Consider the following 23169-nt stretch of genomic DNA (forward strand, 5'->3'; position numbering starts at 1 on the left):
TATGAACATACCAGCATCTGTTAATGTATATCTTGAAGATGTAGTGGCTAATACTGTAACTTTATTAAATGATACAGATTACATTATGACTCCTACTTCTGATTTATCTGGAACTGGACGTTTCTACCTTAGAACTTCTAACAGTGAGTTATCAACTATCGAGAACAGTCTTGAGTTATTAGATATCTTCAGCTTGAAAGCTTCTAAAGAATTAGTAGTAAGCGGACAATTGTCTGACAATGTTACTTTATTAAACTTATATGATATTCAAGGACGATTAGTACTAAGTACTGAACTTGATAACTCTAGTTTACAAAACAGAATTGATGTAGCAAACATTAACTCTGGTGTATACGTTGTAACTGTTCAAAGTAATGATCAGGAAAGAACTAAGAAAGTGATAATAGACTAATTTTTAAAAATAAAGGTCAAAAATTAATGACATTTAATAAATTTTATTATTTTTGACCTTTATATCACAATAATATGAAAAATACAAATTCAGAAAACCAGATTACTCGTAAGGAGGCAATCAAGAAAATGAGCAAGTACGCGGCTTTAACAGCTATCGGAACGTTTGTTATCTTAAACCCTAAACAAGCGCAAGCTTCTTCTCCACCTGATCCAGGAGGAAATCCTTTCGATTAAAAACTATTATTATTTGATTTGAAAACAAATCTGTTGCCAAAGTTAATTCATAATATTGATGAAAACACAGTACTACTTTGGTTTGAAAATTCAAACAGATATGTTGTTACTTCAAAAGTAAATAGTGAATTTATAAAACTATATATGAATCCCGATGAAAGTCGGGATTCATTTGTTGTTTATATACAACAAAACTTTAATTTAGAAGAGAACGAAGCAATTGCTATTTTTGAAAATATTACTCTTTTTATAAAAGATGTAAATGTCAAAACAGATCAAGAATCAGATACTAATAGTGTATCTGTTGCTCCTTCAAATTACATAGAACACACCTACAAGTTTGATGATAAGGTTGTATGTATTCGTTATGAATCTGAAATTATTAAGGGACTAATTCATCCTCAAATGTCTCATCATTTGATAGAAAACACTTCGGATTACAATACGATATTCGATGTTTTTAGAACCAATGATGATTTACACCTTCATAAAAATGGAAAGCATGTTGGAAGTTATAAAACTCATTCATTCCATTTTCTTCAAGGTAAATTCGCTTTAGAACTCACCAATACAATACATGATACAAATATTGATGACTGGGTAGCTACATTTCACGCTTCAACCATATCCAATGGAAAGGAATCTATTATGATTGTTGGAGACTCAGGTAATGGAAAAAGTACCTTATCCGTTTTATTAATGGCACATGGATATGACATCCTTTGTGACGATTTTACTCCACTGTACAAAAAAAACCTACATCTTTATCGCTATCCTGCTGCTACGTCAATAAAAAAAGGAGCTTTTGAAGCATTAAAACCATATTTAAAACATATTGATTTACTAAAAACCCATACCAACGGACCAAAAAAGGTGAACATAAAATATGTTCCTCCCCTATTAGATTACGAAAGTCAGATGTCTAACTTTCCATGCACGAAAATTGTACATGTTAAATACAATTCTTTAAAAGAAGACAGTCTAAACCTTGTAACATCAGAGAAAATTTTGGAAACATTAATACCAGATTCTTGGATTTCACCGAAAGAAGAACATGCTTTAAAATTCATAAATTGGTTCAAAAACATTAAATGTTACGAATTAAACTACAGCAATAATAATTTTGCAATTACAAAATTTGAAAACCTCTTTGAAGAATCTTAGAAGTTTTACTTATTTTTAAGTACTTAAAAGAAACCTTTGTCTTCAAAAAAAAATTCATATAAATATACACTGCACCTAATAGCAGATATATTGAGTTTTGAAAATTCAATTGATAGTCTACAATCGAAAATGATTTCTAAAGAAATCGATTGGGAACAATTTGTATATGTAGCAAGTGATTACCTTGTTTTAACAACTTGTTATTGTAGATTAAAACAAAAAGAATTATTAAAACACCTTCCAGAGGATCTGGAATTATACTTGGGTGAGATTACAAATATTAACAAAAATCGGAATCGTACGCTTTTAAAAGAAATTAGAGCGATATCAGATATTTTTACCAATAATAAAATTAATCATGTATTTCTAAAAGGCAGTGCCCTATTAGTTAAAAATCATTATCAAGATTTAGGGGAAAGAATGTTAGGCGATATAGATGTTCTGGTTGATGAAGTTCAACTGAAAGATGCTTATCAACTACTATTAGACTATGAATATACTGGAACAGCACAAGGAATTGGAGCTAGGTATTTTAATCATAAACACTTACCTAGACTTCAATCAAAATCTAATTTAGCAGCTGTTGAAGTACATAAGAAGGTGTTACTAAATTCGTATAAAGGAATTCTTGATACAGAAATTGTGTTACAGGATAAAGAATGCATTGAGGGTATTTATGTACCATCAAATAAACATCTAATATATCACTCCATACTAAATTTTCAAGCAAACGATTCTGGCTTTGTTTATAGTAGAATTAGTTTTAAATCTATATATGATTTAATTACTTTGAAAAAAACTTATGATTTTAATTTTGATAACACATTTAAGCCTGCTTACTTCAAAAACTATTTTTCTATAGCTAAAATTTTCTTCAATGATTTACATAATTTTAAATCTAAACCACTACTAAACTATTTATTTATTTTAAAATTAAAATATCCAACATTAAGAAAGATCGTTGATTACTTTTTAGAGAAAATTCAATTTTTAAAACTAGTTTTGACTAGCAGAATATGGTTGTTTTTTAAAAACAAAAACTATAGAAGCGAATTATTTAAAGATTACAAGAGAATTTTAGGATTTTAAATAACTAAAAAAATCTCAAGTCATTACTTTTAAATGTAATATGTTTATAGTTTCTTTGTAAATTAGAGCTTAAAGCATATATTTGGGTCAATTTATTTTTAAACTATGAGAAATTTAGTTTTATTTTTATTCTTAGTATCATTAGTAACATTTAGTGGTCAATCGCAAACAACTTCAGATACTGAGTACGATACTTCTTCAGAGTCAGACTATATCGATAGTCCATGGAAAATTAGCGTTGGTGTTAATGCTGTTGGTAGTTTAGGCACTAGGCAACCTTTTGCACGTTTAGACGAATTTCAATTTAGAAACCCTTTAGCATTAGCTGTTGAGCACAAATGGTCAAAGTATTTTGCAATTGAGCAAGATTTAACCTTGAATGGATATGAGGTTAAAAATGAAATCGATGGTGGTTCATTAAAAGAAGACTATTTTTATATTTCAACTAACACTTATATAAAGTACTACTTTTCTGATGCATTATTTACTTTAGAATGGTTAGATTTATATGCTGGAGCTGGCTTTGGTGTCTTTTCTGTAAATGAACTTAACTCATCAGGTAACCTTGCTTTAGGAGGAACTGTATGGATTTCTGAAAAAATTGGAATTAGAATTCAAGGTATTGGTAAATTTGCTGTTAATGCTAAAGACAGACAGTTCGACAATAACCACTTTCAATATGTTGTTCAGGCAGTTTTCAAACTGTAAACATTAATAGCCTGCAAAGTTAAAATTAAGCATACTTTTTACTTTTTTATAAATCTCTGGGAACTGAGACTCAAATTCTTGTGGTGTCTCTATAAAAGTTTCTATAATAACTGCTAAGAATTCAAATTGATTGGTAAAAGCATAGTCTCTTAGATATCTTGAGCTTATCAATCTCTCTTTTAATAAACTATTCTGGTCTAAATCCTGAGTAAGTTCATAAAACGAGTCTACAAATATTGCAGCACTAGTGTTTCGTTTCCTTACACTCATATAATAAAAATGTATAGCATGTATAAACTCATGAACAGCTAGATTTAGATTATCATCTTCAACTTGGTAGCCATGGAGAACATCTTTCCAAGATAATACTAAAGCTTTATATCCTAAATTAAACTCTCCTTTATGATACGCTTTGTTTGTGGTTGAATAAAACGCTTCAGGATAAATAAGGATACGTTCTACTGAATCAATTTTATAGTCCCTTAAACCAAAAGTAAGTTTTACTAATGTGCCTGAAACAATTAATTTCATCTCGCTACTTACTTCTAGCTGTTTGCCTATAAACTCAATACGATTAATAGTTTTATAAACTCGGTGTTCAAAATATGTTTTATGTTTAATTGATAATTGATCATAAAATCTGATAGTTTGACTCAATATAGATTTCTCTTCATTTGTAAGTTCATTTTTATTGATGTACAAATGATTAAAAAATAAGCGTTTATTAAAATAACGTATGTACATCATTTCGATAAAATAGAACAATCTCCATAGAATAAAAAAAACGCCAATGAAAATAACAAAAGAAGAAACAACATCAACAATAAATTCTGCGTCTTGGGACAAATTATCTTGTTGAATTATAATTAGAATCATTATCTAAATATACTAAAAATAGAAACTCAAGTACAAAATAGGGTTTCTATTTTTATACTTGAGTAGCATTAATGACTATTAGATAAAGAAAAAAAATTAATCTAAAATTTCAATCTGAATAGTACTTGTCATTTTTAACTTTTTACCCTGAAGCCTCGCATGTTCAAAAAACGATTTTGCGATTTCTTTTTCATTCATTAATTCTTTAATTCTACCATTATCCATTTCACATTTATCATTTTCATTTCCTTCTGTAATAGATAGTCTTTGCAATTTATGAAAGTTGATTTTGACGTTTAACACAGAGTTAATTATATCTGAAGCTTCATTAGCTGAATAGCAACCTTCAATTAAATTTATTTTTTGCTTTTTCTTTATTTTTTCTAAAGTTTCCATAAATAAGTTATTTTAATATTGTACAAAGTTGAGATTATTATTTTATATATTTTTATTTATATATTTTATGTTTTTCATAAATATTTTTTATGACAAGTTGATAATACACAAGTATAGCGGCATCCCGAATGTGATATTAAAAGGGAAAGTAATTGCTAAAGCCATAGGAATATACAAACTCGGATTTGCTTTAGGAGCGGCTATCTTCATCGCTGCTGGAACAGCAATATAAGACGCACTAGCTGCAAGAATAGCAAATAAGAGTCTATTACCGTTACTAGTAGTAAGTACACCACTAATCACAGCAACTAAACTTCCATTTATTACTGGAATAATAATGGCAAATACTAAAGCAAACCAACCCTTTTTGATAAAATCTGATAGTTTTCTTCCACTCACAATTCCCATATCTAAAAGAAAAACAGCAAGGAAACCTTTGAAAATATCAGTTGTAAACGGTTTAATCCCTTCCGCCTGAGCTTCACTTGCTAATAGACCAATAATTAAACTACCTATAATAAGTAAAACACTTCCATTAGTAAGTGCATGATGCAAAACTTTCTTTATAGGTACTTGATCCTTTTCTTTATTCTTCTTTTTATAATACATCATAAGAAGTAAACCTACCATAATTGAAGGCGCTTCCATAAGTGCCATTACAGCAACCATGTGACCACTAAAAGGAATATTTTCTAGCTCTAAAAATGAGATTGTTGTTACAAATGTGACTGCACTAACTGAGCCATATGCTGCAGCAATAGCGCCAGCATTTTCAACATTAAACTTTCTACGAAGAATAAAATAAGTATATATTGGTACTAACAAAGCTAGTGCTATACCAAACAACAAAGCCCAAAGAATTTCGAGATTAAACTCACTATGCGCTAATTCTTGACCTCCCTTAAAACCAATTGATAATAAAAGATAAAATGAGATAAACTTAGAAGAATTCTCTGGTATACTTAAATCACTCTTTATTTGCACTGCAATTACTCCTAAAAAAAAGAATAACAATGCTGGATTAGTAAGATTATCTATGAGTAAATGTAAATCCATTATACTATTTCTAATAATTGCGACTTGGCTCAGTCTTGGATATTAAATGAATTATAAAAACCAGAAACAAGATGCCACCAGATACTAGTATTTCTTTTAGAAATAAACTATCATTTTCTAATGAGAGTATAATAAACGTAATTAACACCATTAACATAAGAAATGGTTTAATAAAAACTAGTTGTCTTTTCTTAGTAGAATTTTTAAGAATTACTTTTCCTACTTTGTGTGTACTTTCTTTTTTTAATGTTAAATCACTCATTGTTTTTAATTTTATTTTTTGCAAATATTATATGTAATTTTCATATATTTTTATTTATATTTATTATGTTATATATTAATTATATTTATGCATTATACTTTACATCAATTAGAAATATTCCTAAAAGTTTCTCGCTTAAAGAGTGTTACAAAGGCTTCAGAAGAGTTATACTTGACTCAACCTGCAGTTTCAATTCAATTAAAAAAATTTCAAGATCAATTTGATATACCACTTTTTGAAGTTGTCGGACGCAAAATATATATTACAGAATTCGGTGAAGAAATTGCAATTGCTGCTGAAAAAATATTAAATGAAATTACTGCCATTAATTATAGAGCATTGTCATTTAAAGGTGAATTATCCGGAAAACTAAAAATTGCTATTGTATCAACTGCCAAGTATGTAGTTCCATATTTTCTCACAGGATTTATGAATAAACATAAAGGCGTAGAGCTAAGTATGGATGTAACAAACAAAGCTGAAGTTGTAAAATCATTAGAGCAGAATTTAGTAGATTTTGCTATGGTATCAGTTATTCCAAAACAGTTAAAAATAAATAACATTAAGCTTATGGAAAATAAGCTTTATCTCGTTGGCGGAAAACAATTTAAGCCTACAGGTAAAAACATATCCAAAGCAATTTTTGAAAAACTACCACTTATTTATAGAGAACAAGGTTCGGCAACACGAAATCAAATGGAACATTTCATTGCATCTCAAAAAATATCGACTTATAAGAAGATGGAATTGAAATCAAATGAAGCCTTAAAACAAGCTGTAATTGCTGGTTTAGGATTTTCTATCATGCCTCTCATTGGGATTAAAAATGAGCTTAATAACGGTGATTTACAGATCATACCAATGAAAGGTCTTCCTTTAAAAACAAATTGGAATTTAATTTGGTTGAGTTCCAAAAACTTATCGTCAATTGCTAAACATTTTGTAGACCATATCAATGATAATAAATCACAAATTATGGAAAGTCACTTTGATTGGTTTAATAAGCTTGACTAAAGTAAGTCAATTAATTAAGTTAGAGATTAGCACCTTTAGTAACTGTTTCTCTAATGCTCCGCTTTGAAAATACTAAAAACAAAAAAATGCTCAAGCAAACTTGGCATTTTTTATTTTTAATATTTATTTGTGACCTCGAGAGGATTCGAACCTCCAACCCTCAGAGCCGAAATCTGATATTCTATCCAGTTGAACTACGAGGCCAAGTTTAATATGTTTACGATAATTTGGTTTTAACAATTGTGGAAATTGTTTTGCCATCTGCTTGACCAGCTAATTGTTTATTTACCATTCCCATCACTTTACCCATATCTTTCATACCCTCTGCTCCTACTTTCTCAATAGTTTCCACTACAATTTTTTCTATTTCAGATTCACTTAATTGTGCTGGTAAAAACTTAGAAATCACTTCAGCCTGAGCCAATTCAGGTTCAGCTAAATCATTACGATTCTGCTCAGAAAAAATTGTTGCACTATCTTTTCGTTGTTTTACTAGTTTTGATAAAATTTTAATTTCCTGTTCCTCAGAAATTGATTCTCCTGACCCAGAAGTTTGAGCTAACAACAACTCAGATTTTACTGCTCTTAATGCTGCCAAAGCAACTTGATCTTTATCTTTCATCGCTGCTTTCATAGCAGACATTATATCATTTTGCAAACTCATAATAACATATTTAATTTAGATTGCGAAGATAGTAAAAACTAAATCTTATAATTCTGTAAATCATAATAAAGCATAAAAAACCCGAAAAGTTTATCTCAACTTTTCGGGTTTAACAAAGTGTGATACACTAAACTAAATTTGCTATTAATCTACGTTGTCGTGTAAAAATGAATTGTTGCTTCTTAATTGAATATCATCGTTATCATCAGTGGTAACTGAAGTTCTTGAAGCTTTGGTATCTGAAGAATGCTGAGATTCTTCCAAATTCACACCTTGTCTTTTATATGCAGGTTCTTTTTCAATATCGTCAATTTTAGCTGTATTGAATTTGTAATTGAAATCTTTCATCTTACGTCTGCGTTCGTCAGCTCTTTCCTTTAGTAATTCTGAAATCGGGCTATTCATAGGATCGATTTCTTCTTTCACTTCCCCTTCTAAAACCTCAGATTCAATGGTCTTTTTTTCAAATACAATCTCTTCTTCAACTTCTGGTTGCACCTTCGTTTTAATCTCATTATTTATTGAAGACTCATAGGTCATAAAATCATCAAGTGCATAACGTGTTTCACCTTCCGCATTTGCTTCAGTTACAGGAACAACCTCAATATGATCAGTTACATTTAAATCTTTTACTTCTTCATCATCGAGTTCGAAAACTGTTTTCTCTTGAATAGAAGGAGCTTCTACTTCTTGTTCTTCATTTCCGAAAGATAATGGTAAATCAAATGTTAATGTTATTTGCTCTTCTTCAGTTTCAGTTTGAACAAGATCTTCTTGTACTTCTTGAACAGGTGTAATAATGAAATCCTCTTCCTGAATTTTATGATCTAAAACTTCATCATAAACTACATTTATATTTTTGATTATTTCTGTAGTAGCAATTAAATCGGTTTCAATTTCTTCAACGACATCACCAAAATCATCCTCTTCAGTAAGGGTATGAACCACAACTTTAGGTGTCTCAGCTTCAAGAACAATATCTGGTGTGATTATAGCAGGATCACTTTCTTTAACGTGTACTTCATCATTTCTTTCATCTTCTAAAGCGTGTACTACTTTTTTCTGCTCAGTATTAGAAATCTCATGTTGTTGATCTAAATCAAAACCAGTAGCAATAATAGTCACAGATATAGACTCTTCTAATGATTCATCTTCACCAACACCCATAATAATATTTGCACCATGACCAGCTTCATTTTGAATATGATCATTAATCTCTCCTATTTCATCTATAGTAATTTCCTGAGAACCAGAAACGATTAGCAACAATACGTTTTTAGCTCCAGTAATTTTATTATCATTTAACAACGGTGAATCTAAGGCTTTCATAATAGCATCTTGAGCTCTAGTTTTACCTGAAGAGGTAGATGAGCCCATTATAGCTGTACCACTATTACTTAAAACCGTTTTAGCGTCACGTAAATCGATGTTTTGTGTATAATGATGCGTAATGACTTCGGCTATACCTCGAGAGGCAGTAGAAAGCACTTCATCTGCTTTAGAGAATCCAGCTTTAAATCCTAAATTACCATAAACTTCTCGCAATTTATTATTGTTAATAACCACAAGAGAATCTACATGACTTCTAAGGGTTTCAATACCTTTTTGGGCCTGTTCATTTCTTGTTTTACCTTCAAACTGAAATGGCATTGTTACAATACCAACAGTTAAAATATCCATCTCTTTTGAAAGTTTGGCGATGATAGGTGCAGCTCCAGTTCCTGTACCTCCACCCATTCCAGCTGTGATGAATACCATTTTTGTATTAGTTCCTAACATACGTCTTAAATCTTCAAGACTTTCAACGGCTGCTTGTTCTCCTACTTCAGGATTTGCTCCTGCTCCTAACCCTTCGGTTAAGTTAACTCCTAATTGGATTTTGTTTGGGACACCACTATTTTGCAGTGCTTGGGCATCTGTATTACATATCACGAAGTCAACACCTTTAATCCCTTGTTGAAACATGTGATTAATGGCATTACTTCCACCTCCACCAACTCCAATCACTTTGATGACGTTTGATTGGTTTTTTGGCAAATCGAATGCAATATCGCCTAATTCAATGTTGTTGCTCATAAATAGTTATTTTACTGGTTGTTTTGTACTTAATTATATTTTATTCAATAGATTTAATTCTTTCTTTACTCAGCATTATCAAGAAAATCTTTGACACGCTCAGTTAATTTATCTAAGAACGATTTACGTTCTTTTTTTGGTTGTTGAATGCGTTCTTCATCTTGAGGAACATGTTCTTCTGAATGTTCTTCTAGTGCAAGCTCCATTTCCTCAACTTCTTTCTCTACGCGCTTACGTTCTTGACGTTTTAAACCATCCATCACTAAACCAACTGCTGTTGCAAATAATGGACTAGCGATATCATCATCACTATCTCCAGCCAAATGCTCATTTGGATAACCAATTCTTGTATCCATACCAGTGATGTATTCTACCAATTGCTTTAAGTGCTTTAATTGGCTTCCTCCACCTGTTAAAACAATACCAGCAATTAATTTCTTCTTTTGTTCTTCGTGACCATAATTTTTAATCTCCACATAAACCTGCTCCACGATTTCAACGACTCTCGCGTGAATGATTTTAGATAGGTTTTTTAATGTGATCTCTTTTGGTTCTCGTCCTCTTAATCCAGGAATTGACACAATTTCATTGTCTTTGTTTTCTCCTGGCCAGGCTGAACCAAATTTTATTTTCAATAACTCTGCTTGCTTTTCTATGATTGAACAACCTTCTTTTATGTCTTCTGTTACCACATTCCCTCCAAAAGGAATAACAGCTGTGTGTCTAATAATTCCATCTTTAAAAACAGCTAAATCTGTTGTTCCTCCTCCTATATCAATTAAAGCAACTCCGGCTTCCTTTTCTTCCTGACTCAATACTGCATTTGCTGAAGCCAATGGCTCAAGTGTAATTCCTTCTAATTCTAAACCAGAACTTTTTACACAGCGACCAATATTTCTTATGGATGACACTTGCCCTACAACCACATGAAAGTTAGCTTCTAAGCGTCCTCCATACATACCGATAGGCTCCTTAATTTCAGCTTGTCCATCAATTTTATATTCCTGTGGTAACACATGAATAATTTCTTCTCCAGGCAGCATCACCAACTTATGTACTTGATTGATAAGTCGATCAATATCTTCTTCATCTATAACAACTTCAGAATTAGCTCTAGTGATATAATCACTATGCTGTAAGCTTCTAATATGCTGACCAGCAATACCCACAGTAACATCTTCAATTTTCAATCCTGCTTCAGCTTCAGCTTCTTGAACTGCTTGTTGAATAGACTGAATCGTTTGTGTAATATTATTTACAACACCTCTGTGTACACCTAAGCTTTTAGATTTACCAATACCCAAAATTTCTGCTTTTCCGTACTCATTCTTACGACCTATCATTGCCACAATTTTTGTGGTTCCGATATCTAATCCTACTGAAATTTTATTGTTTTCCATTACTTATTTTTTGGTGCAAATAACTTGCTTATCAAACTTTAAATTAACAACACTATAACTATCTAATACCTTGTCTTTTTTTGCTTTTAAATAAAACGCCTTGAGGTTATTGATCTTTTTATTTAACAATTTTAAATGTCCTAAATGAACTTTAAAATCTGTATCACGTAATCTCAAATCGATTGTTTGATCTTCATTTTGATGAATCTCAACAACCTGGTTTTTTAAAAACTGATCTGCTCTGACTTTTTTTGCCATTGCAAATACATTTGACAAGTTATTTTTTTCAATTGCTCCAGTCACTAATGGCACTCGTGCAGTAAAATTTGTTGATAAAGGCATGTAGGAACCTTCATCATCAATGTAATAAGATGCATTTGTGCTAACTCTAGCTATAGGTTTTTTCTGTTCAATATTAGCAGTGATAGAGCCATCAATAGCCATAAACACTTGTGCTTGCTTAATCATTGGATTGGAGTTTAGGGCAATCTCCAACGCGTTCAAATCTATAATATCTTTAGGCTTGTTTGTAACACTCTCTTGATTTTGTATTAACAATTTACTAACAGTCGCTTGTGTTACAAATAGATTATCATCACCTATAAACTGAATCGTAGGTTTACCAACCATTCTTTCAGAATTTCTAAACGAAGAAAACACGAATAAAAAGCCTACTAATAGCACTAGTAAAAAGATCTTTATGTAATTATAATTAACTCGCAATACTTAGTGCTTTTTTAATATGTTTTACTTCTTCGCCAATATCACCTGCGCCAATAGTTAAAACTATTGTAGCAGAAGATGACTTAACACTTTGGATTAGCTCAGATTTTTGAACTAATCTTTTATTCTTATTTTCAATTTTACTTAATAACCATTCAGAATTTACGCCTTCAATCGGCACTTCTCTTGCAGGATAAATATCAAGTAAAATAACCTCATCAAAACGTGACAAGCTTTCTGCAAATTCATCAACAAAATCTTTTGTTCTACTAAAAAGGTGTGGTTGAAAAATAGCCAGTACTTTTTTGTCTGGATACATTTCTCTAACAGCTTGATGTACCGCATTTATCTCTTCTGGATGATGTGCATAATCGTCGATAAACACTAAATCTTCGCTTTTAATCTGATAAGTAAATCTACGTTTTACACCTTTGTAGGATGCTAAAGCTTTGGCGAGCTGCGGTTTAGGGATTCCGTATTCTACAGACATCGCCAAGGCAATTAAAGCATTCGACAGATTGTGTCTACCAGGTAGGCTAAATTTAAAATCTTCGAGTAGCGCATTTGGTGTTTTCACATCAAACACATAGCTACCATTTATTATTTTTATGTTTTGAGCGGAATAATCCGAATTGTCTTCGATGCCGTAAGTAATTCCTTTAATTGGCAATCCGTTTTTAACGAACAGTTTTCCGTTGGGTTTAATTTTATCTGAAAAATCTTCGAAGGATTTTATCAACTCTGAAGCTTCTCCATAAATATCTAAGTGATCAGCATCCATTGATGTAATACATGCGTAATCTGGTGACAAGGTTAAAAACGAGCGATCAAATTCATCTGCTTCAACAACAGTGATATCTGTTCCGTTTAAAATTAGGTTTGAATTATAGTTTTCACTAATTCCACCTAAAAACGCTGTCACTTCTAAATCACATTCATTAAGTAAATGCCCAAGAATACTTGTAGTAGTTGTTTTGCCATGAGTTCCAGCCACAGCCATACAAAAGGTTTGTCTTGTAATTTCTCCTAAAACAGCAGAACGCTTTAAAACATTAAATCCTTTAGACTGAAAATAAGTTAACTCCTTATGACTTTCAGGAATTGCAGGTGTATATACAATTAGTGAATCTTCTTTATTTAAGAAAACATCTTGAATAGCATCAATATCGTCCTCAAAATGAATTGAAACATTTAAATCTTCTAAAGCATTCGTAATCTCAGTTTGTGTTTTATCATAACCACCAACAGTTAATCCTTTTGCAACAAAATAACGAGCTAAGGCACTCATTCCGATGCCTCCGATTCCAATAAAATAAACGCTATTTATACGATTTAAATTCATTTACTATTTAATAACTTTTCAACTTCATCTGCTATAGTCTTTGTTGCATTAGCTAATGCTAAGCCTTTTATATTCTTACTTAAATTTTCTCTTTTATCATTCGACTTTAATAACTCTGAAAACTCATTTTCAAACTGAGATTCTAAATCCTTTTCTTTAACTAAAACTGCTGCTTTTTTATCTGTAATTGCCTTTGCATTTTTAGTTTGATGATCTTCCGCAACATTAGGCGACGGAATAAATATCACTGGTTTACCTACAACACATAGTTCGGACACGGAACTTGCTCCAGCTCTAGAGATAATAATATCAGCTGCTGCATAGGCCATATCCATATTGTTTAAAAAAGCATGTACTTGCACATTATCTCTTTTATTATATTCTTTGTATTGTTGGTAGTACAGTTTACCACATTGCCATATCAATTGTACATTTAGAGATGCAAAGAAGTCGAGTTTACTCTCGATTAATTCATTAATTCGTCTTGCACCTAAACTTCCACCTAAAATCAGCAGCGTATGTTTACTATGTATTAAGGTAAACGCATCCTTTCCTTGAATGTGTTTGTGCTCAACATCTAACAAATCCTTTCGTATTGGATTACCAGTTAGTACCATTTTATCCTTCGGAAAAAACGTTTCTAAACCTTCATAAGCCACACAAATGGTATTTGCTTTTTTGCTCAATAGCTTATTTGTAATTCCTGGATAAGAATTTTGCTCTTGAATTAAACTAGGAATCCCTTTTGAAGAAGCCACTTTTAATAATGGTCCACTTGCAAATCCACCTGTACCAATAGCGACATTAGGTTGAAATGTGTTTATGATTTTTCGAGACTTTAATAAACTTGATATGAGTTTAAAAGGAAACATCAAATTTTTAAACGTCAACTTTCGCTGAAGTCCAGAAATCCATAAGCCTTCAATTTTATAGCCAGCTTGAGGTACTTTTTCCATTTCCATACGATCGGAAGCACCAACGAATAAAAATTCAGCATCAGGGAAACGAGATTTCAATTCATTTGCAATCGCAATCGCAGGATAAATATGACCTCCTGTTCCACCTCCAGATAATATGATTTTATAGTTACTCATTAAATTGTTTCACTCAGTATTTCTAAAGGATTATCGTTATCAGAATCCTCGTTGTCTTCATTATTTTTAATTTCTTGTCGTCTTGCACTCACACTTAATATGATTCCAATAGCTAAACAAGTCATCCAAATGGATGTTCCTCCACTACTAATTAGAGGTAGTGTTTGTCCGGTTACTGGAAATAGTTCTACTGCCACAGCCATATTAATAAGAGCTTGAAATACAATAGGCAAACCAACACCAAGCACTAATAATTTTCCAAAAATGGTATCCGATTTTTGTGATACAATGACGATTCTAAATAATAACCATGAATACATTACCAATAAAAATAAACCTCCTATTAATCCGTATTCTTCAATAATAATTGCGAAAATAAAATCGGAAGACGATTGTGGCAAAAAGTTCTTTTGTCTACTTTTTCCTGGACCAACTCCTTGAATACCACCAGATGCAATTGCTATTTTTGCTTTTTCAATTTGATAATCTGCTTCAGTATCTTCACCATTGGCAAAATTTTCAACTCGACTCATCCATGTATCCACACGATTAGGCATAACGTCTGGAAAAGCTTTTGCTACCAGCACAAATAGCAACAAAGCAACAATTCCTGTACCTATAATGACAGCCAAGTATTTTATAGGATAACCTCCTATAAATGACAGCATCATTACCATTAAAAACATGATTGCTGTAGTAGAAAAGTTAGCTGGAAGAATTAGAATAAGTATAAAAAACACAGGAGCCCAAAGCGGCAAAAGTGTTTCAGTAAATGTGACTTTTTTGTCTTGTATTTTAGAAAGATAACGTGCAACATATACCATCAAAACTACAGCTGCAAGAGTTGATGTTTGAAATGACATTCCTACAAATGGTATCTGTATCCAACGACTTGCATTAGCACCATCAATCGTTGTTCCTTGAAGCATAGTTACAACAAGCAGCACCAATACAATTGGCACCATTACCATTGACAAACCTCTAAAATAACGATATGGTATTTTGTGTACGCCATACATAATAGCAAATCCAAGAAAGAGATGCATAAAATGTTTTACGAAGAAACCAAATGTATTACCAGAGCCTCCAACATAAGCTAAATTACTCGCAGCACTATACACAGGAAGAAATGAGAAAATTGCTAATAATGCTGCAATTGCCCAAATTAATCGATCCCCTTTTATGTTATTAAATAGTGCCTGCACTTTTTATTGATTATAAATTTCTTACTGAATTTTTAAATTGACGACCTCTATCTTCATAATTTTCAAATAAATCAAAACTAGCACAAGCAGGTGATAATAATACATTATCTCCAGTTTCAGCTATTTTATAGGCAATCTTTACAGCTTCGCTCATATACTGAGTTTCAACAATAATATCGACCATATTCCCAAAATTATTCATGAGTTTTTCGTTATCAACTCCTAAACATATAATTGCTTTTACTTTTTCATTTACAAACTGAAACAACTCGTTATAATCATTCCCTTTATCCTCTCCTCCTACAATCCAAACTGTTGGAGCATCCATACTTTCCAACGCATAATAAGTAGCGTTTACGTTTGTTGCTTTGGAGTCGTTGATATATTGTACTTTGTTGATTTTTAGTACATGTTCTAAACGATGCTCAACACCTTGAAAATTTTCTAAACTTTCACGAATGGTCTGCTTTCTTATTTTTAATAAGTGTGCTACTGTTGAGGCAGCCATTGCATTTTTAATATTGTGTTTTCCCTCTAATGCTAAGTTTGCTGTTGGCATAATTATCTGATTATTATCTATTGTTATTATAATATTATCTTTATCTACATACGCTCCATTCTCTATAGTTTTTACTAAAGAAAATGGCAATAATTTCGATTGAACTGAATGTTGTTTTAACCAAGAATCAATAACTTCATCATCTGCATCATAGATGAAATAGTCGTCTTTAGTTTGATTTTTTACTATTCTAAATTTTGAAGCGATATAATTTTCAAATACGTAGTCATATCGGTCTAAATGGTCTGGAGTAATATTGAGTAAAACCGCAATTTTTGGTTTAAAATCTATAATATCATCCAATTGAAAACTGCTTACTTCAAGTACATAATTTGGAAAATCTTCTTCCAAAATCTGTTTTGCAAAACTATCGCCAATGTTACCTGCCAATCCTACACTTAACTCATGTTTTAATAAATGATGTGTTAGACTCGCGGTAGTTGTTTTTCCATTACTACCAGTAATAGCAACCAAAGTAGCATCAGTAAAATTTGAAGCAAACTCAATTTCAGAAATAACAGAAATTCCTTGTGCTCTAATCTGTTTTATTAAAGCGACTTTATCAGGTATGCCAGGACTTTTCATGATTACATCTGCATTTAGAATTTTCGCTTCTGTATGCTGACCATCTTCAAATTCAATCTCATTATGTATAAGAACTTCTTTGTACTTTTCTTTTATTATTCCTTTGTCTGAAACAAACACCCCAAACCCTTTGTCTTTAGCTAAAAGTGCAGTACCAACTCCACTTTCTCCTCCTCCTAGTATGACGATTCGTTTCATTTATCGTATTTTCAATGTCACAATAGTGAGTATGGCCAATAGGATTCCAACAATCCAGAACCGTGTTACTATTTTACTTTCGTGGTATCCTGATTTTTGATAATGATGATGCAAAGGCGACATCTTAAATATGCGTCTCCCTTCTCCATATTTCTTTCTTGTGTATTTAAACCAGCTGACCTGCATTACGACAGATAAATTTTCAGCTAAAAATATTCCGCATAACAATGGAATAAGCCATTCTTTTCTTACTGCTATCGCAATAACAGCTATAATTCCTCCAATAGTTAAACTACCTGTGTCTCCCATAAACACTTGAGCTGGATATGTGTTATACCATAAAAACCCTATCAGAGCTCCTACAAAAGCAGCTATGTAAATTGTAATCTCTTCAACTCTTGGTATATACATGATATCTAAGTATTCTGAGAAAATGATATTACCGGATACCCAAGCAAAAATGCCTAGTGTGAGCACAATAATTGCTGATGTCCCAGCTGCTAATCCATCTATTCCATCGGTTAGATTTGCTCCATTAGACACAGCGGTAATTATAAATATGGATGCTAAAATGAAGATAATCCAAGCATATTTTCCTAACTCTGGATTTATCCAAGTAATTAAATTAGCATAATCAAACTCATTACCTTTAACAAAAGGGATTGTGGTTTTGGTAGATTTTTCTTCAACATCAAATAATTTTGAAGGTGCGATATCAGGATTTTCAGCTATTAAAACTTTTTGCTGCGCTATTGGTAATTTTTCCTTGATCGTAACATCTTGATGAAAAAACAAGGTCAACCCGACAATTAATCCTAATCCAACTTGACCTAAAACTTTAAAACGACCTTTTAGTCCATCTTTATTGTTTTTGAATTTTTTGATATAATCATCTATAAAGCCAATAGTTCCCATCCACACTGTAGTAACTATAAGTAAGATTATATATATATTTTCGAGTTTTGCTAATAACAGTACTGGAATTAATGTTGCTAGAATAATTATAATGCCACCCATTGTAGGTGTTCCGGCTTTTTCTACCTGACCTTCTAATCCTAAATCGCGAATGGTTTCACCAACCTGTTGTGCTTGAAGAAAACGAATGATTCGCTTTCCGAAAATAGTAGAAATCAAAAGCGATAGAATAATAGCAACAGCAGCTCTAAAAGTTATAAACCCAAAAAGTGACGCTCCAGGAAACTGGAATTGCTGTTCTAAATATTCAAATAAGTAATACAACATTTATTTCATCTGATATTTTATAATGTTATTAATGGTCAGATGTAATTCGCCATCAAACATTTTTGTTAATATGATTAAGAAATGGATGCTCATTTCTGTAATTGTTTTAAAAATTCTTGTACGATTTGATAATCATCAAAATCAAAACGTTGGTCTTTTATTTCTTGATAGGTCTCATGTCCTTTTCCGGCTATTAAAATGATGTCATTTGGACTTGCTAACTGACATGCTGTTTTTATAGCTTGTTTGCGATCAGTAATTGAAATTATTTTCTTAAAATTTTGAGGCTCCACTCCATTCTCAATGTCTTCAATAATTGTTTCAGGAGTTTCGCTTCTAGGGTTATCACTAGTAAAAATGACCTTATCACTCATCACAGAAGCAATATGTCCCATTTTAGGACGCTTGGTTTTATCTCGATCTCCTCCACAACCAACAACAGTAATTAAATTCTCGTTTTTAGTTCGGATACTATTGATTGTTTCCAGTACGTTTTTAAGTGCATCTGGTGTATGTGCATAATCGACAATTGCAGTGATTTTATCATCTGAAATGAGATACTGAAAGCGACCACTAACACTTTCTAGTTCGCTAATTAACCTTAGAATTTCTACTTTTTCTAGGCCTAATAATTCAGCTGTACCATAAATAGCAGCAACATTATACGCATTAAAACTCCCTATTAGTTTAGTCCACAATTCACTTTCATTTAATTTCAAAAGCAATCCGCTTAATTCATTTTCAAGGACTTGTGCTTTAAAATCTGCATATGTTTTTAATGCATAACTGTATTTTTTAGCTTTAGTGTTTTGCAACATGACTAAGCCATTTTTATCATCAATATTTACAAGAGCAAATGCATGTTTTGGCAAGTGATCAAAAAATGATTTTTTAACATCTCTGTACTCAGCAAACGAATTATGATAATCTAGATGATCATGAGATAAATTTGTAAATACACCACCTTCAAATTGGAGTCCTTCAGACCTCTTTTGATGAATACCATGCGAACTCACTTCCATAAAGCAAAATTCTACTCCTGCATCGTTCATTAATTTCAAATACTTATTAATGGTCAATGAATCAGGAGTTGTATGTGTGGCCGCATATTCTTTATTGTCGACCATTATTTTTACAGTCGATAATAGACCTACCTTATATCCAGCCTTTTTAAACAATTGATATAATAAAGTCGTCACAGTAGTTTTCCCATTGGTTCCAGTTACACCAACTAACCTTAAATTACTGGAAGGGTTTTCGTAAAAATTAGAGGACATATATGCCAATGCGCTACTTGTATTTTCTACTTCGATATAAGTAATTTTGTCTTGCAAATCATTAGGAAGGATTTCACAAACAACAGCAGTAGCACCTAAACCAATAGCCTTATTGATATAGTTATGACCATCAGTCGTTGTTCCTTTTATAGCAACAAAGACATCGCCTTTTGAAACTAGTCGAGAATCAAAGTGAATAGCATTCACACCAACACTTGTATTTCCTACCACAGCATTAATAGTAACCTTGTATAATATGTCTTTTAATTCTGCCATTAACTTGTTAAAACAACAACCTGATTTGGTTTAATTTTTATGCCTTTAGTAATCGATTGATTTTTCACCACTCCCACACCTTGTAATTTTACTTTTAATCCCATATTTTCCAAAAGCGCTAATGCGTCCATAGCAGGTAAACCAATAACATTTGGCATAATAGTTTTATATGTATTTGCTACATCGTAATAAGCCTCATAAGATGCTTCGGCATTAACAACTTCTAAAGATTCCACTTCATCAATCAAAGGTGTTTCCGTATATATTTTTTGAGCAATTCTTTTGAATACAGGTCCTGTAACATCAGCACCATAATACCCAACCTTAGTACTTGGTTTATGAATCACAACAATGCAGGAATATTTTGGATTATCAGCCGGAAAATAACCTGCGAAAGATGAGATGTATTTTCTATCTTTTCGCCATTCTTCATAATTACCATAGTCAGTTCTTGCTGTTCCCGTTTTACCTGCCATTGAAAAATTCTCTGAATACATTTTAGAACCTGTTCCTCTAATGACAATATTTTTCAAAATCTCTTGAATTTCTTTTAAAGTTTTATCTGAGCAAATTCTCTGATGAATAATTTCTTTCTTAAAAGTTTCTATTTCTCTGTCAAATTCCTTTACAGCCTTAATGAATCTAGGCTTTACCATTTCACCATTATTTGCAATAGCATTATAAAATGTTAATGTTTGCAATGGTGTCATTTCTAAGTTATATCCATAAGCCATTGAAGGGAGCGCATTTCGACTCCAATTTGATTTACCTGGCTCTGCTATATCTGGAATTCCTTCACCTATAATTGAAATACCAAGTGGTTCGTGAAGATTCCACCCTTTTAATCTGTTTATGAATTTTTTAGGCTCTTTAGAATAAGCCTCATCAATTATAGTCGCTAAACCAATGTTTGAAGACACTTCTAAAGCACGTGCTGCTGAAATTTCTCCATGACCACGTGAATCACTGATTGTTCTTCCATAAAAACGTTTTGTACCTCTATAGGTATTTACAATAGTAGAAGTATCAATAACCTTATCTTCTAAAGCAGCCATTAGAGCCATAACTTTAAATGTAGATCCAGGTTCATGACTTTCTCCAACAGCATAATTTAAACGTTCATAATAATTTCCATTGGTGTTTCTTCCGAGATTTGAAATTGCTTTAATCTCGCCAGTTTTCACATCCATCACTACCGCACAACCATGTTCAGCTTCATACTTTTCTAATTGACCTAACAATGAATGATGAGCGATATCCTGAATATTTACGTCTATGGTAGTATACACATCATAGCCATCTTGAGGATCTATTTGATTATAATCAACAATAGGTTTCCATTGACCATTTCCAATTTTCTGTTTCAGACGCGATCCATTTACGCCTCTCAAATATTTTACTCCAAACGCTCCGTCAATTCCAGGTCTAGTTACATTCCCTTTTTCATCAATTTTCTCATAACCAATTGTTCGCTCAGCAATACCACCCATTGGATGCTCTCGCCTTGTAGTTTGCTCAACGATAAGTCCGCCTTTAATAGCTCCTAGCTCTAACATTGGAAAGTTTCTCAGCCTGATATAATCGGAATAGCTAATATTTCTAGCTAATAGGAAATATCTATTCTTATTAGATCTTGCCTTAGTGATTGAATTTTGATGATAGCTTGCTGATTTACCTGAATATTTAGCTAAAGAATCTGCTAATGGTTTAATGTATTTATTAAATGTGGTTTGTTTGGCTTGAATAGCATCAATTCTAATGTCATATTTAGGAATAGATGTTGCTAACAGACTTCCATCAGCAGAATACACATTTCCTCTATTCGCTGGAATTTCGTGATTCTTAACAGTACGCTCTTCAGCTAAAGCCCTGTAACTATCACCTTGCACAAACTGAATGGTACACAACTTAAAAACAACAGCCAAAGCGAAGACAAACATACATCCAGCTATGAAATACAATCTGTTCAATATGTTAGTTTCGGTTGTTGCCACGACTTCAATCTTGTGATTTAACTTTTATTTTTTTTGGTGGAATCTCAGAAATGACGATTCCTTTATCTGCTACTTTTTTTATAATTGATGATTCCATTTTAAGTCTCATCAATTTCGATCTACCATCAACAAATGCTGATCTGAGTTCTTTTACTTCATTTTTAAGCCTTGCTATCTCATACACTTTTTGATCCGCTGTATGTGAACTAGCAATCATTATAATAGCTAAGAATGAAATGAAAATGATGATTTTCCAATTCTTAAAGGAGTCATCACTAACTAAAAATTTACCTCTTAAAATGCTGTAAATATTTTTTTTCATAATTTTTCAGCAATACGGAGCTTTGCGCTCCTAGCCCTATTATTTAAAGCTATTTCTTCTTTAGTTGGAACAATTAAATTCCCTACTTTCTTTAAGGGGACTTCAAAATTTCCAAAGACATCTCGTTCAGGCTCTCCTTCAAACATGCCATTTCTTATAAATCGTTTCACCAAACGATCTTCTAAAGAGTGATATGAAATCAAACTCAATCGACCACCTTTAACCAATACTTGCGGTGTTTGTAACAAAAACTCCTTTAGAGCTTCTATTTCCTGATTGACTTCAATTCTTATGGCTTGATAAATTTGAGCCAACACCTTGTTTTCTTTCTTATGATTTAAAAACCTTTTGAGAACAGCTTTTAACTGATCACTAGTTCTAATTTCATCGTGCTTCCTTTCTTCAATAATCACTTTTGCCATCGCAGGAGCTTGCCTTAACTCACCATATTGAAACAAAACTTGTCTGATTTGCTCTTCTTCGTATTCATTAACAACATGATATGCTGAAATCGCATCATCTTGATTCATTCTCATATCTAAATCAGCTTCAAAACGGGTTGAAAATCCCCGTTCTGCGACATCAAACTGATGCGATGATACACCAAAATCAGCTAAAACTCCATCTACTTCTTTTACACCGTGAAATCGTAAAAACCTCTTTACATATCTAAAATTCTCATGTATTAATGTGAATCGATTATCATCAATTGTATTTAAAAGTGCGTCTTTATCTTGATCGAAAGCAAACAGCCTTCCGTTAGGACCTAATTGGTTTAAAATTTCTTTACTGTGACCACCACCTCCAAATGTTACATCTACATAAACTCCGTCTGGCTTAATATTTAAACCTCCAACAGTTTCATTAAGTAATACTGGGTTATGATATTCCATCGTCATCATCTTGTCCCATCACTTCTTCAGCCAAATCAGCAAAATCACCTGTAGCATCATCAATAGCCTTTTCATATTTCGATTTATCCCAAATCTCAATAATATT

21 protein-coding genes, 1 tRNA gene and 1 pseudogene are annotated in these 23169 nt (G+C 32.1%); 5 read left to right on the top strand and 18 right to left on the bottom strand.

What is annotated here, in order from left to right:
- The 4 genes from AB8B90_RS13305 to AB8B90_RS13320 all read left to right on the top strand — a co-directional run.
- On the top strand, positions 1 to 412 hold a 412-nt coding region (locus tag AB8B90_RS13305), incomplete at its 5' end, for a T9SS type A sorting domain-containing protein (RefSeq protein ID WP_405337788.1).
- A gap of 269 nt (positions 413 to 681) precedes the next feature.
- Complete coding sequence (locus tag AB8B90_RS13310) at positions 682 to 1812, top strand: hypothetical protein (RefSeq protein ID WP_405337791.1); 1131 nt, start codon at positions 682 to 684, stop codon at positions 1810 to 1812.
- Positions 1813 to 1941: 129 nt separating this feature from the next.
- Complete coding sequence (locus tag AB8B90_RS13315; protein WP_405337794.1) at positions 1942 to 2901, top strand: nucleotidyltransferase family protein; 960 nt, start codon at positions 1942 to 1944, stop codon at positions 2899 to 2901.
- A 105-nt stretch (positions 2902 to 3006) separates the two neighbouring features.
- Positions 3007 to 3609 carry a hypothetical protein gene (locus AB8B90_RS13320; protein WP_405337797.1) on the top strand — a complete coding sequence of 201 codons (603 nt, stop codon included), beginning with the start codon at positions 3007 to 3009 and terminating at the stop codon, positions 3607 to 3609.
- A gap of 3 nt (positions 3610 to 3612) precedes the next feature.
- Here the strand turns inward: AB8B90_RS13320 and AB8B90_RS13325 are convergent, their stop codons facing one another.
- From AB8B90_RS13325 to AB8B90_RS13335, 3 genes are all read right to left on the bottom strand, one after another.
- Positions 3613 to 4485, bottom strand: a complete 873-nt coding sequence (locus AB8B90_RS13325) for a zinc-dependent peptidase (RefSeq protein WP_405337800.1) — start codon at positions 4483 to 4485, stop codon at positions 3613 to 3615.
- Positions 4486 to 4581: 96 nt separating this feature from the next.
- Positions 4582 to 4881, bottom strand: a complete 300-nt coding sequence (locus AB8B90_RS13330) for a hypothetical protein (RefSeq protein WP_405337803.1) — start codon at positions 4879 to 4881, stop codon at positions 4582 to 4584.
- 87 nt (positions 4882 to 4968) lie between these two features.
- Positions 4969 to 5937 carry a sodium-dependent bicarbonate transport family permease gene (locus AB8B90_RS13335; protein WP_405337806.1) on the bottom strand — a complete coding sequence of 323 codons (969 nt, stop codon included), beginning with the start codon at positions 5935 to 5937 and terminating at the stop codon, positions 4969 to 4971.
- A 349-nt stretch (positions 5938 to 6286) separates the two neighbouring features.
- Here AB8B90_RS13335 and AB8B90_RS13340 point away from each other — a divergent pair, with 349 nt between their 5' ends.
- Positions 6287 to 7213 carry a LysR family transcriptional regulator gene (locus tag AB8B90_RS13340; RefSeq protein ID WP_405337809.1) on the top strand — a complete coding sequence of 309 codons (927 nt, stop codon included), beginning with the start codon at positions 6287 to 6289 and terminating at the stop codon, positions 7211 to 7213.
- Between the two features lie 130 nt (positions 7214 to 7343).
- On the opposite strand, the gene AB8B90_RS13345 is transcribed toward AB8B90_RS13340, so the two are convergent.
- The 15 genes and pseudogenes from AB8B90_RS13345 to AB8B90_RS13415 all read right to left on the bottom strand — a co-directional run.
- A tRNA-Arg gene (locus AB8B90_RS13345) sits at positions 7344 to 7417 on the bottom strand.
- A gap of 13 nt (positions 7418 to 7430) precedes the next feature.
- Positions 7431 to 7877, bottom strand: a complete 447-nt coding sequence (locus tag AB8B90_RS13350; RefSeq protein WP_405337812.1) for a GatB/YqeY domain-containing protein — start codon at positions 7875 to 7877, stop codon at positions 7431 to 7433.
- A gap of 144 nt (positions 7878 to 8021) precedes the next feature.
- Positions 8022 to 9953 (bottom strand): cell division protein FtsZ, encoded by a 1932-nt coding sequence (gene ftsZ, locus AB8B90_RS13355; RefSeq protein WP_405337815.1) that lies wholly within the window; start codon positions 9951 to 9953, stop codon positions 8022 to 8024.
- 65 nt (positions 9954 to 10018) lie between these two features.
- Positions 10019 to 11353, bottom strand: coding sequence for a cell division protein FtsA (gene ftsA, locus AB8B90_RS13360; protein ID WP_405337818.1), 1335 nt, complete (start codon positions 11351 to 11353; stop codon positions 10019 to 10021).
- Positions 11354 to 11356: 3 nt separating this feature from the next.
- Positions 11357 to 11983, bottom strand: a complete 627-nt coding sequence (locus tag AB8B90_RS13365; protein WP_405337821.1) for a cell division protein FtsQ/DivIB — start codon at positions 11981 to 11983, stop codon at positions 11357 to 11359.
- 82 nt (positions 11984 to 12065) lie between these two features.
- Complete coding sequence (gene murC, locus AB8B90_RS13370; RefSeq protein WP_405337824.1) at positions 12066 to 13418, bottom strand: UDP-N-acetylmuramate--L-alanine ligase; 1353 nt, start codon at positions 13416 to 13418, stop codon at positions 12066 to 12068.
- Complete coding sequence (gene murG, locus AB8B90_RS13375) at positions 13415 to 14512, bottom strand: undecaprenyldiphospho-muramoylpentapeptide beta-N-acetylglucosaminyltransferase (protein ID WP_405337827.1); 1098 nt, start codon at positions 14510 to 14512, stop codon at positions 13415 to 13417. Before murG ends, murC begins: the two co-directional genes overlap by 4 nt.
- Positions 14512 to 15717: an FtsW/RodA/SpoVE family cell cycle protein gene (locus tag AB8B90_RS13380; protein ID WP_405337830.1), complete on the bottom strand. Its 1206-nt coding sequence runs from the start codon at positions 15715 to 15717 to the stop codon at positions 14512 to 14514. The genes murG and AB8B90_RS13380 overlap by 1 nt, the downstream gene beginning before the upstream one ends.
- Before the next feature lie 10 nt (positions 15718 to 15727).
- Positions 15728 to 17059: a UDP-N-acetylmuramoyl-L-alanine--D-glutamate ligase gene (murD, locus tag AB8B90_RS13385; RefSeq protein ID WP_405337833.1), complete on the bottom strand. Its 1332-nt coding sequence runs from the start codon at positions 17057 to 17059 to the stop codon at positions 15728 to 15730.
- Complete coding sequence (gene mraY / locus AB8B90_RS13390) at positions 17060 to 18301, bottom strand: phospho-N-acetylmuramoyl-pentapeptide-transferase (protein WP_405337836.1); 1242 nt, start codon at positions 18299 to 18301, stop codon at positions 17060 to 17062.
- Positions 18302 to 18390: 89 nt separating this feature from the next.
- On the bottom strand, positions 18391 to 19854 hold the full coding sequence (locus AB8B90_RS13395; protein ID WP_405337839.1) for a UDP-N-acetylmuramoyl-L-alanyl-D-glutamate--2,6-diaminopimelate ligase: 1464 nt from the start codon (positions 19852 to 19854) through the stop codon (positions 18391 to 18393).
- Positions 19854 to 21794, bottom strand: coding sequence for a penicillin-binding protein (locus tag AB8B90_RS13400; protein ID WP_405337848.1), 1941 nt, complete (start codon positions 21792 to 21794; stop codon positions 19854 to 19856). Before AB8B90_RS13400 ends, AB8B90_RS13395 begins: the two co-directional genes overlap by 1 nt.
- Positions 21795 to 21852: 58 nt before the next feature.
- Positions 21853 to 22170: an FtsL-like putative cell division protein gene (locus AB8B90_RS13405; RefSeq protein ID WP_405337842.1), complete on the bottom strand. Its 318-nt coding sequence runs from the start codon at positions 22168 to 22170 to the stop codon at positions 21853 to 21855.
- On the bottom strand, positions 22167 to 23063 hold the full coding sequence (gene rsmH / locus AB8B90_RS13410; protein WP_405337845.1) for a 16S rRNA (cytosine(1402)-N(4))-methyltransferase RsmH: 897 nt from the start codon (positions 23061 to 23063) through the stop codon (positions 22167 to 22169). The genes AB8B90_RS13405 and rsmH overlap by 4 nt, the downstream gene beginning before the upstream one ends.
- A pseudogene (locus tag AB8B90_RS13415) lies at positions 23050 to 23169 on the bottom strand (division/cell wall cluster transcriptional repressor MraZ); the annotation flags it as partial. The pseudogene AB8B90_RS13415 and the gene rsmH, both read right to left, overlap by 14 nt.

Source organism: Psychroserpens sp. (genome assembly GCF_045105015.1).
In the GTDB taxonomy this organism is placed as follows: domain Bacteria; phylum Bacteroidota; class Bacteroidia; order Flavobacteriales; family Flavobacteriaceae; genus Psychroserpens.

Coding starts and splice junctions, on each gene's coding strand:
- AB8B90_RS13315 (WP_405337794.1), top strand. CDS start 1,942: ATGATTTCTAAAGAAATCGATTGGGAACAATTTGTATATGTAGCAAGT.
- AB8B90_RS13320 (WP_405337797.1), top strand. CDS start 3,007: ATGAGAAATTTAGTTTTATTTTTATTCTTAGTATCATTAGTAACATTT.
- AB8B90_RS13325 (WP_405337800.1), bottom strand. CDS start 4,485: ATGATTCTAATTATAATTCAACAAGATAATTTGTCCCAAGACGCAGAA.
- AB8B90_RS13330 (WP_405337803.1), bottom strand. CDS start 4,881: ATGGAAACTTTAGAAAAAATAAAGAAAAAGCAAAAAATAAATTTAATT.
- AB8B90_RS13335 (WP_405337806.1), bottom strand. CDS start 5,937: ATGGATTTACATTTACTCATAGATAATCTTACTAATCCAGCATTGTTA.
- AB8B90_RS13340 (WP_405337809.1), top strand. CDS start 6,287: ATGCATTATACTTTACATCAATTAGAAATATTCCTAAAAGTTTCTCGC.
- AB8B90_RS13350 (WP_405337812.1), bottom strand. CDS start 7,877: ATGAGTTTGCAAAATGATATAATGTCTGCTATGAAAGCAGCGATGAAA.
- ftsZ (WP_405337815.1), bottom strand. CDS start 9,953: ATGAGCAACAACATTGAATTAGGCGATATTGCATTCGATTTGCCAAAA.
- ftsA (WP_405337818.1), bottom strand. CDS start 11,353: ATGGAAAACAATAAAATTTCAGTAGGATTAGATATCGGAACCACAAAA.
- AB8B90_RS13365 (WP_405337821.1), bottom strand. CDS start 11,983: ATGGTTGGTAAACCTACGATTCAGTTTATAGGTGATGATAATCTATTT.
- murC (WP_405337824.1), bottom strand. CDS start 13,418: ATGAATTTAAATCGTATAAATAGCGTTTATTTTATTGGAATCGGAGGC.
- murG (WP_405337827.1), bottom strand. CDS start 14,512: ATGAGTAACTATAAAATCATATTATCTGGAGGTGGAACAGGAGGTCAT.
- murD (WP_405337833.1), bottom strand. CDS start 17,059: ATGAAACGAATCGTCATACTAGGAGGAGGAGAAAGTGGAGTTGGTACT.
- mraY (WP_405337836.1), bottom strand. CDS start 18,301: ATGTTGTATTACTTATTTGAATATTTAGAACAGCAATTCCAGTTTCCT.
- AB8B90_RS13395 (WP_405337839.1), bottom strand. CDS start 19,854: ATGGCAGAATTAAAAGACATATTATACAAGGTTACTATTAATGCTGTG.
- AB8B90_RS13400 (WP_405337848.1), bottom strand. CDS start 21,794: ATGTTTGTCTTCGCTTTGGCTGTTGTTTTTAAGTTGTGTACCATTCAG.
- AB8B90_RS13405 (WP_405337842.1), bottom strand. CDS start 22,170: ATGAAAAAAAATATTTACAGCATTTTAAGAGGTAAATTTTTAGTTAGT.
- rsmH (WP_405337845.1), bottom strand. CDS start 23,063: ATGGAATATCATAACCCAGTATTACTTAATGAAACTGTTGGAGGTTTA.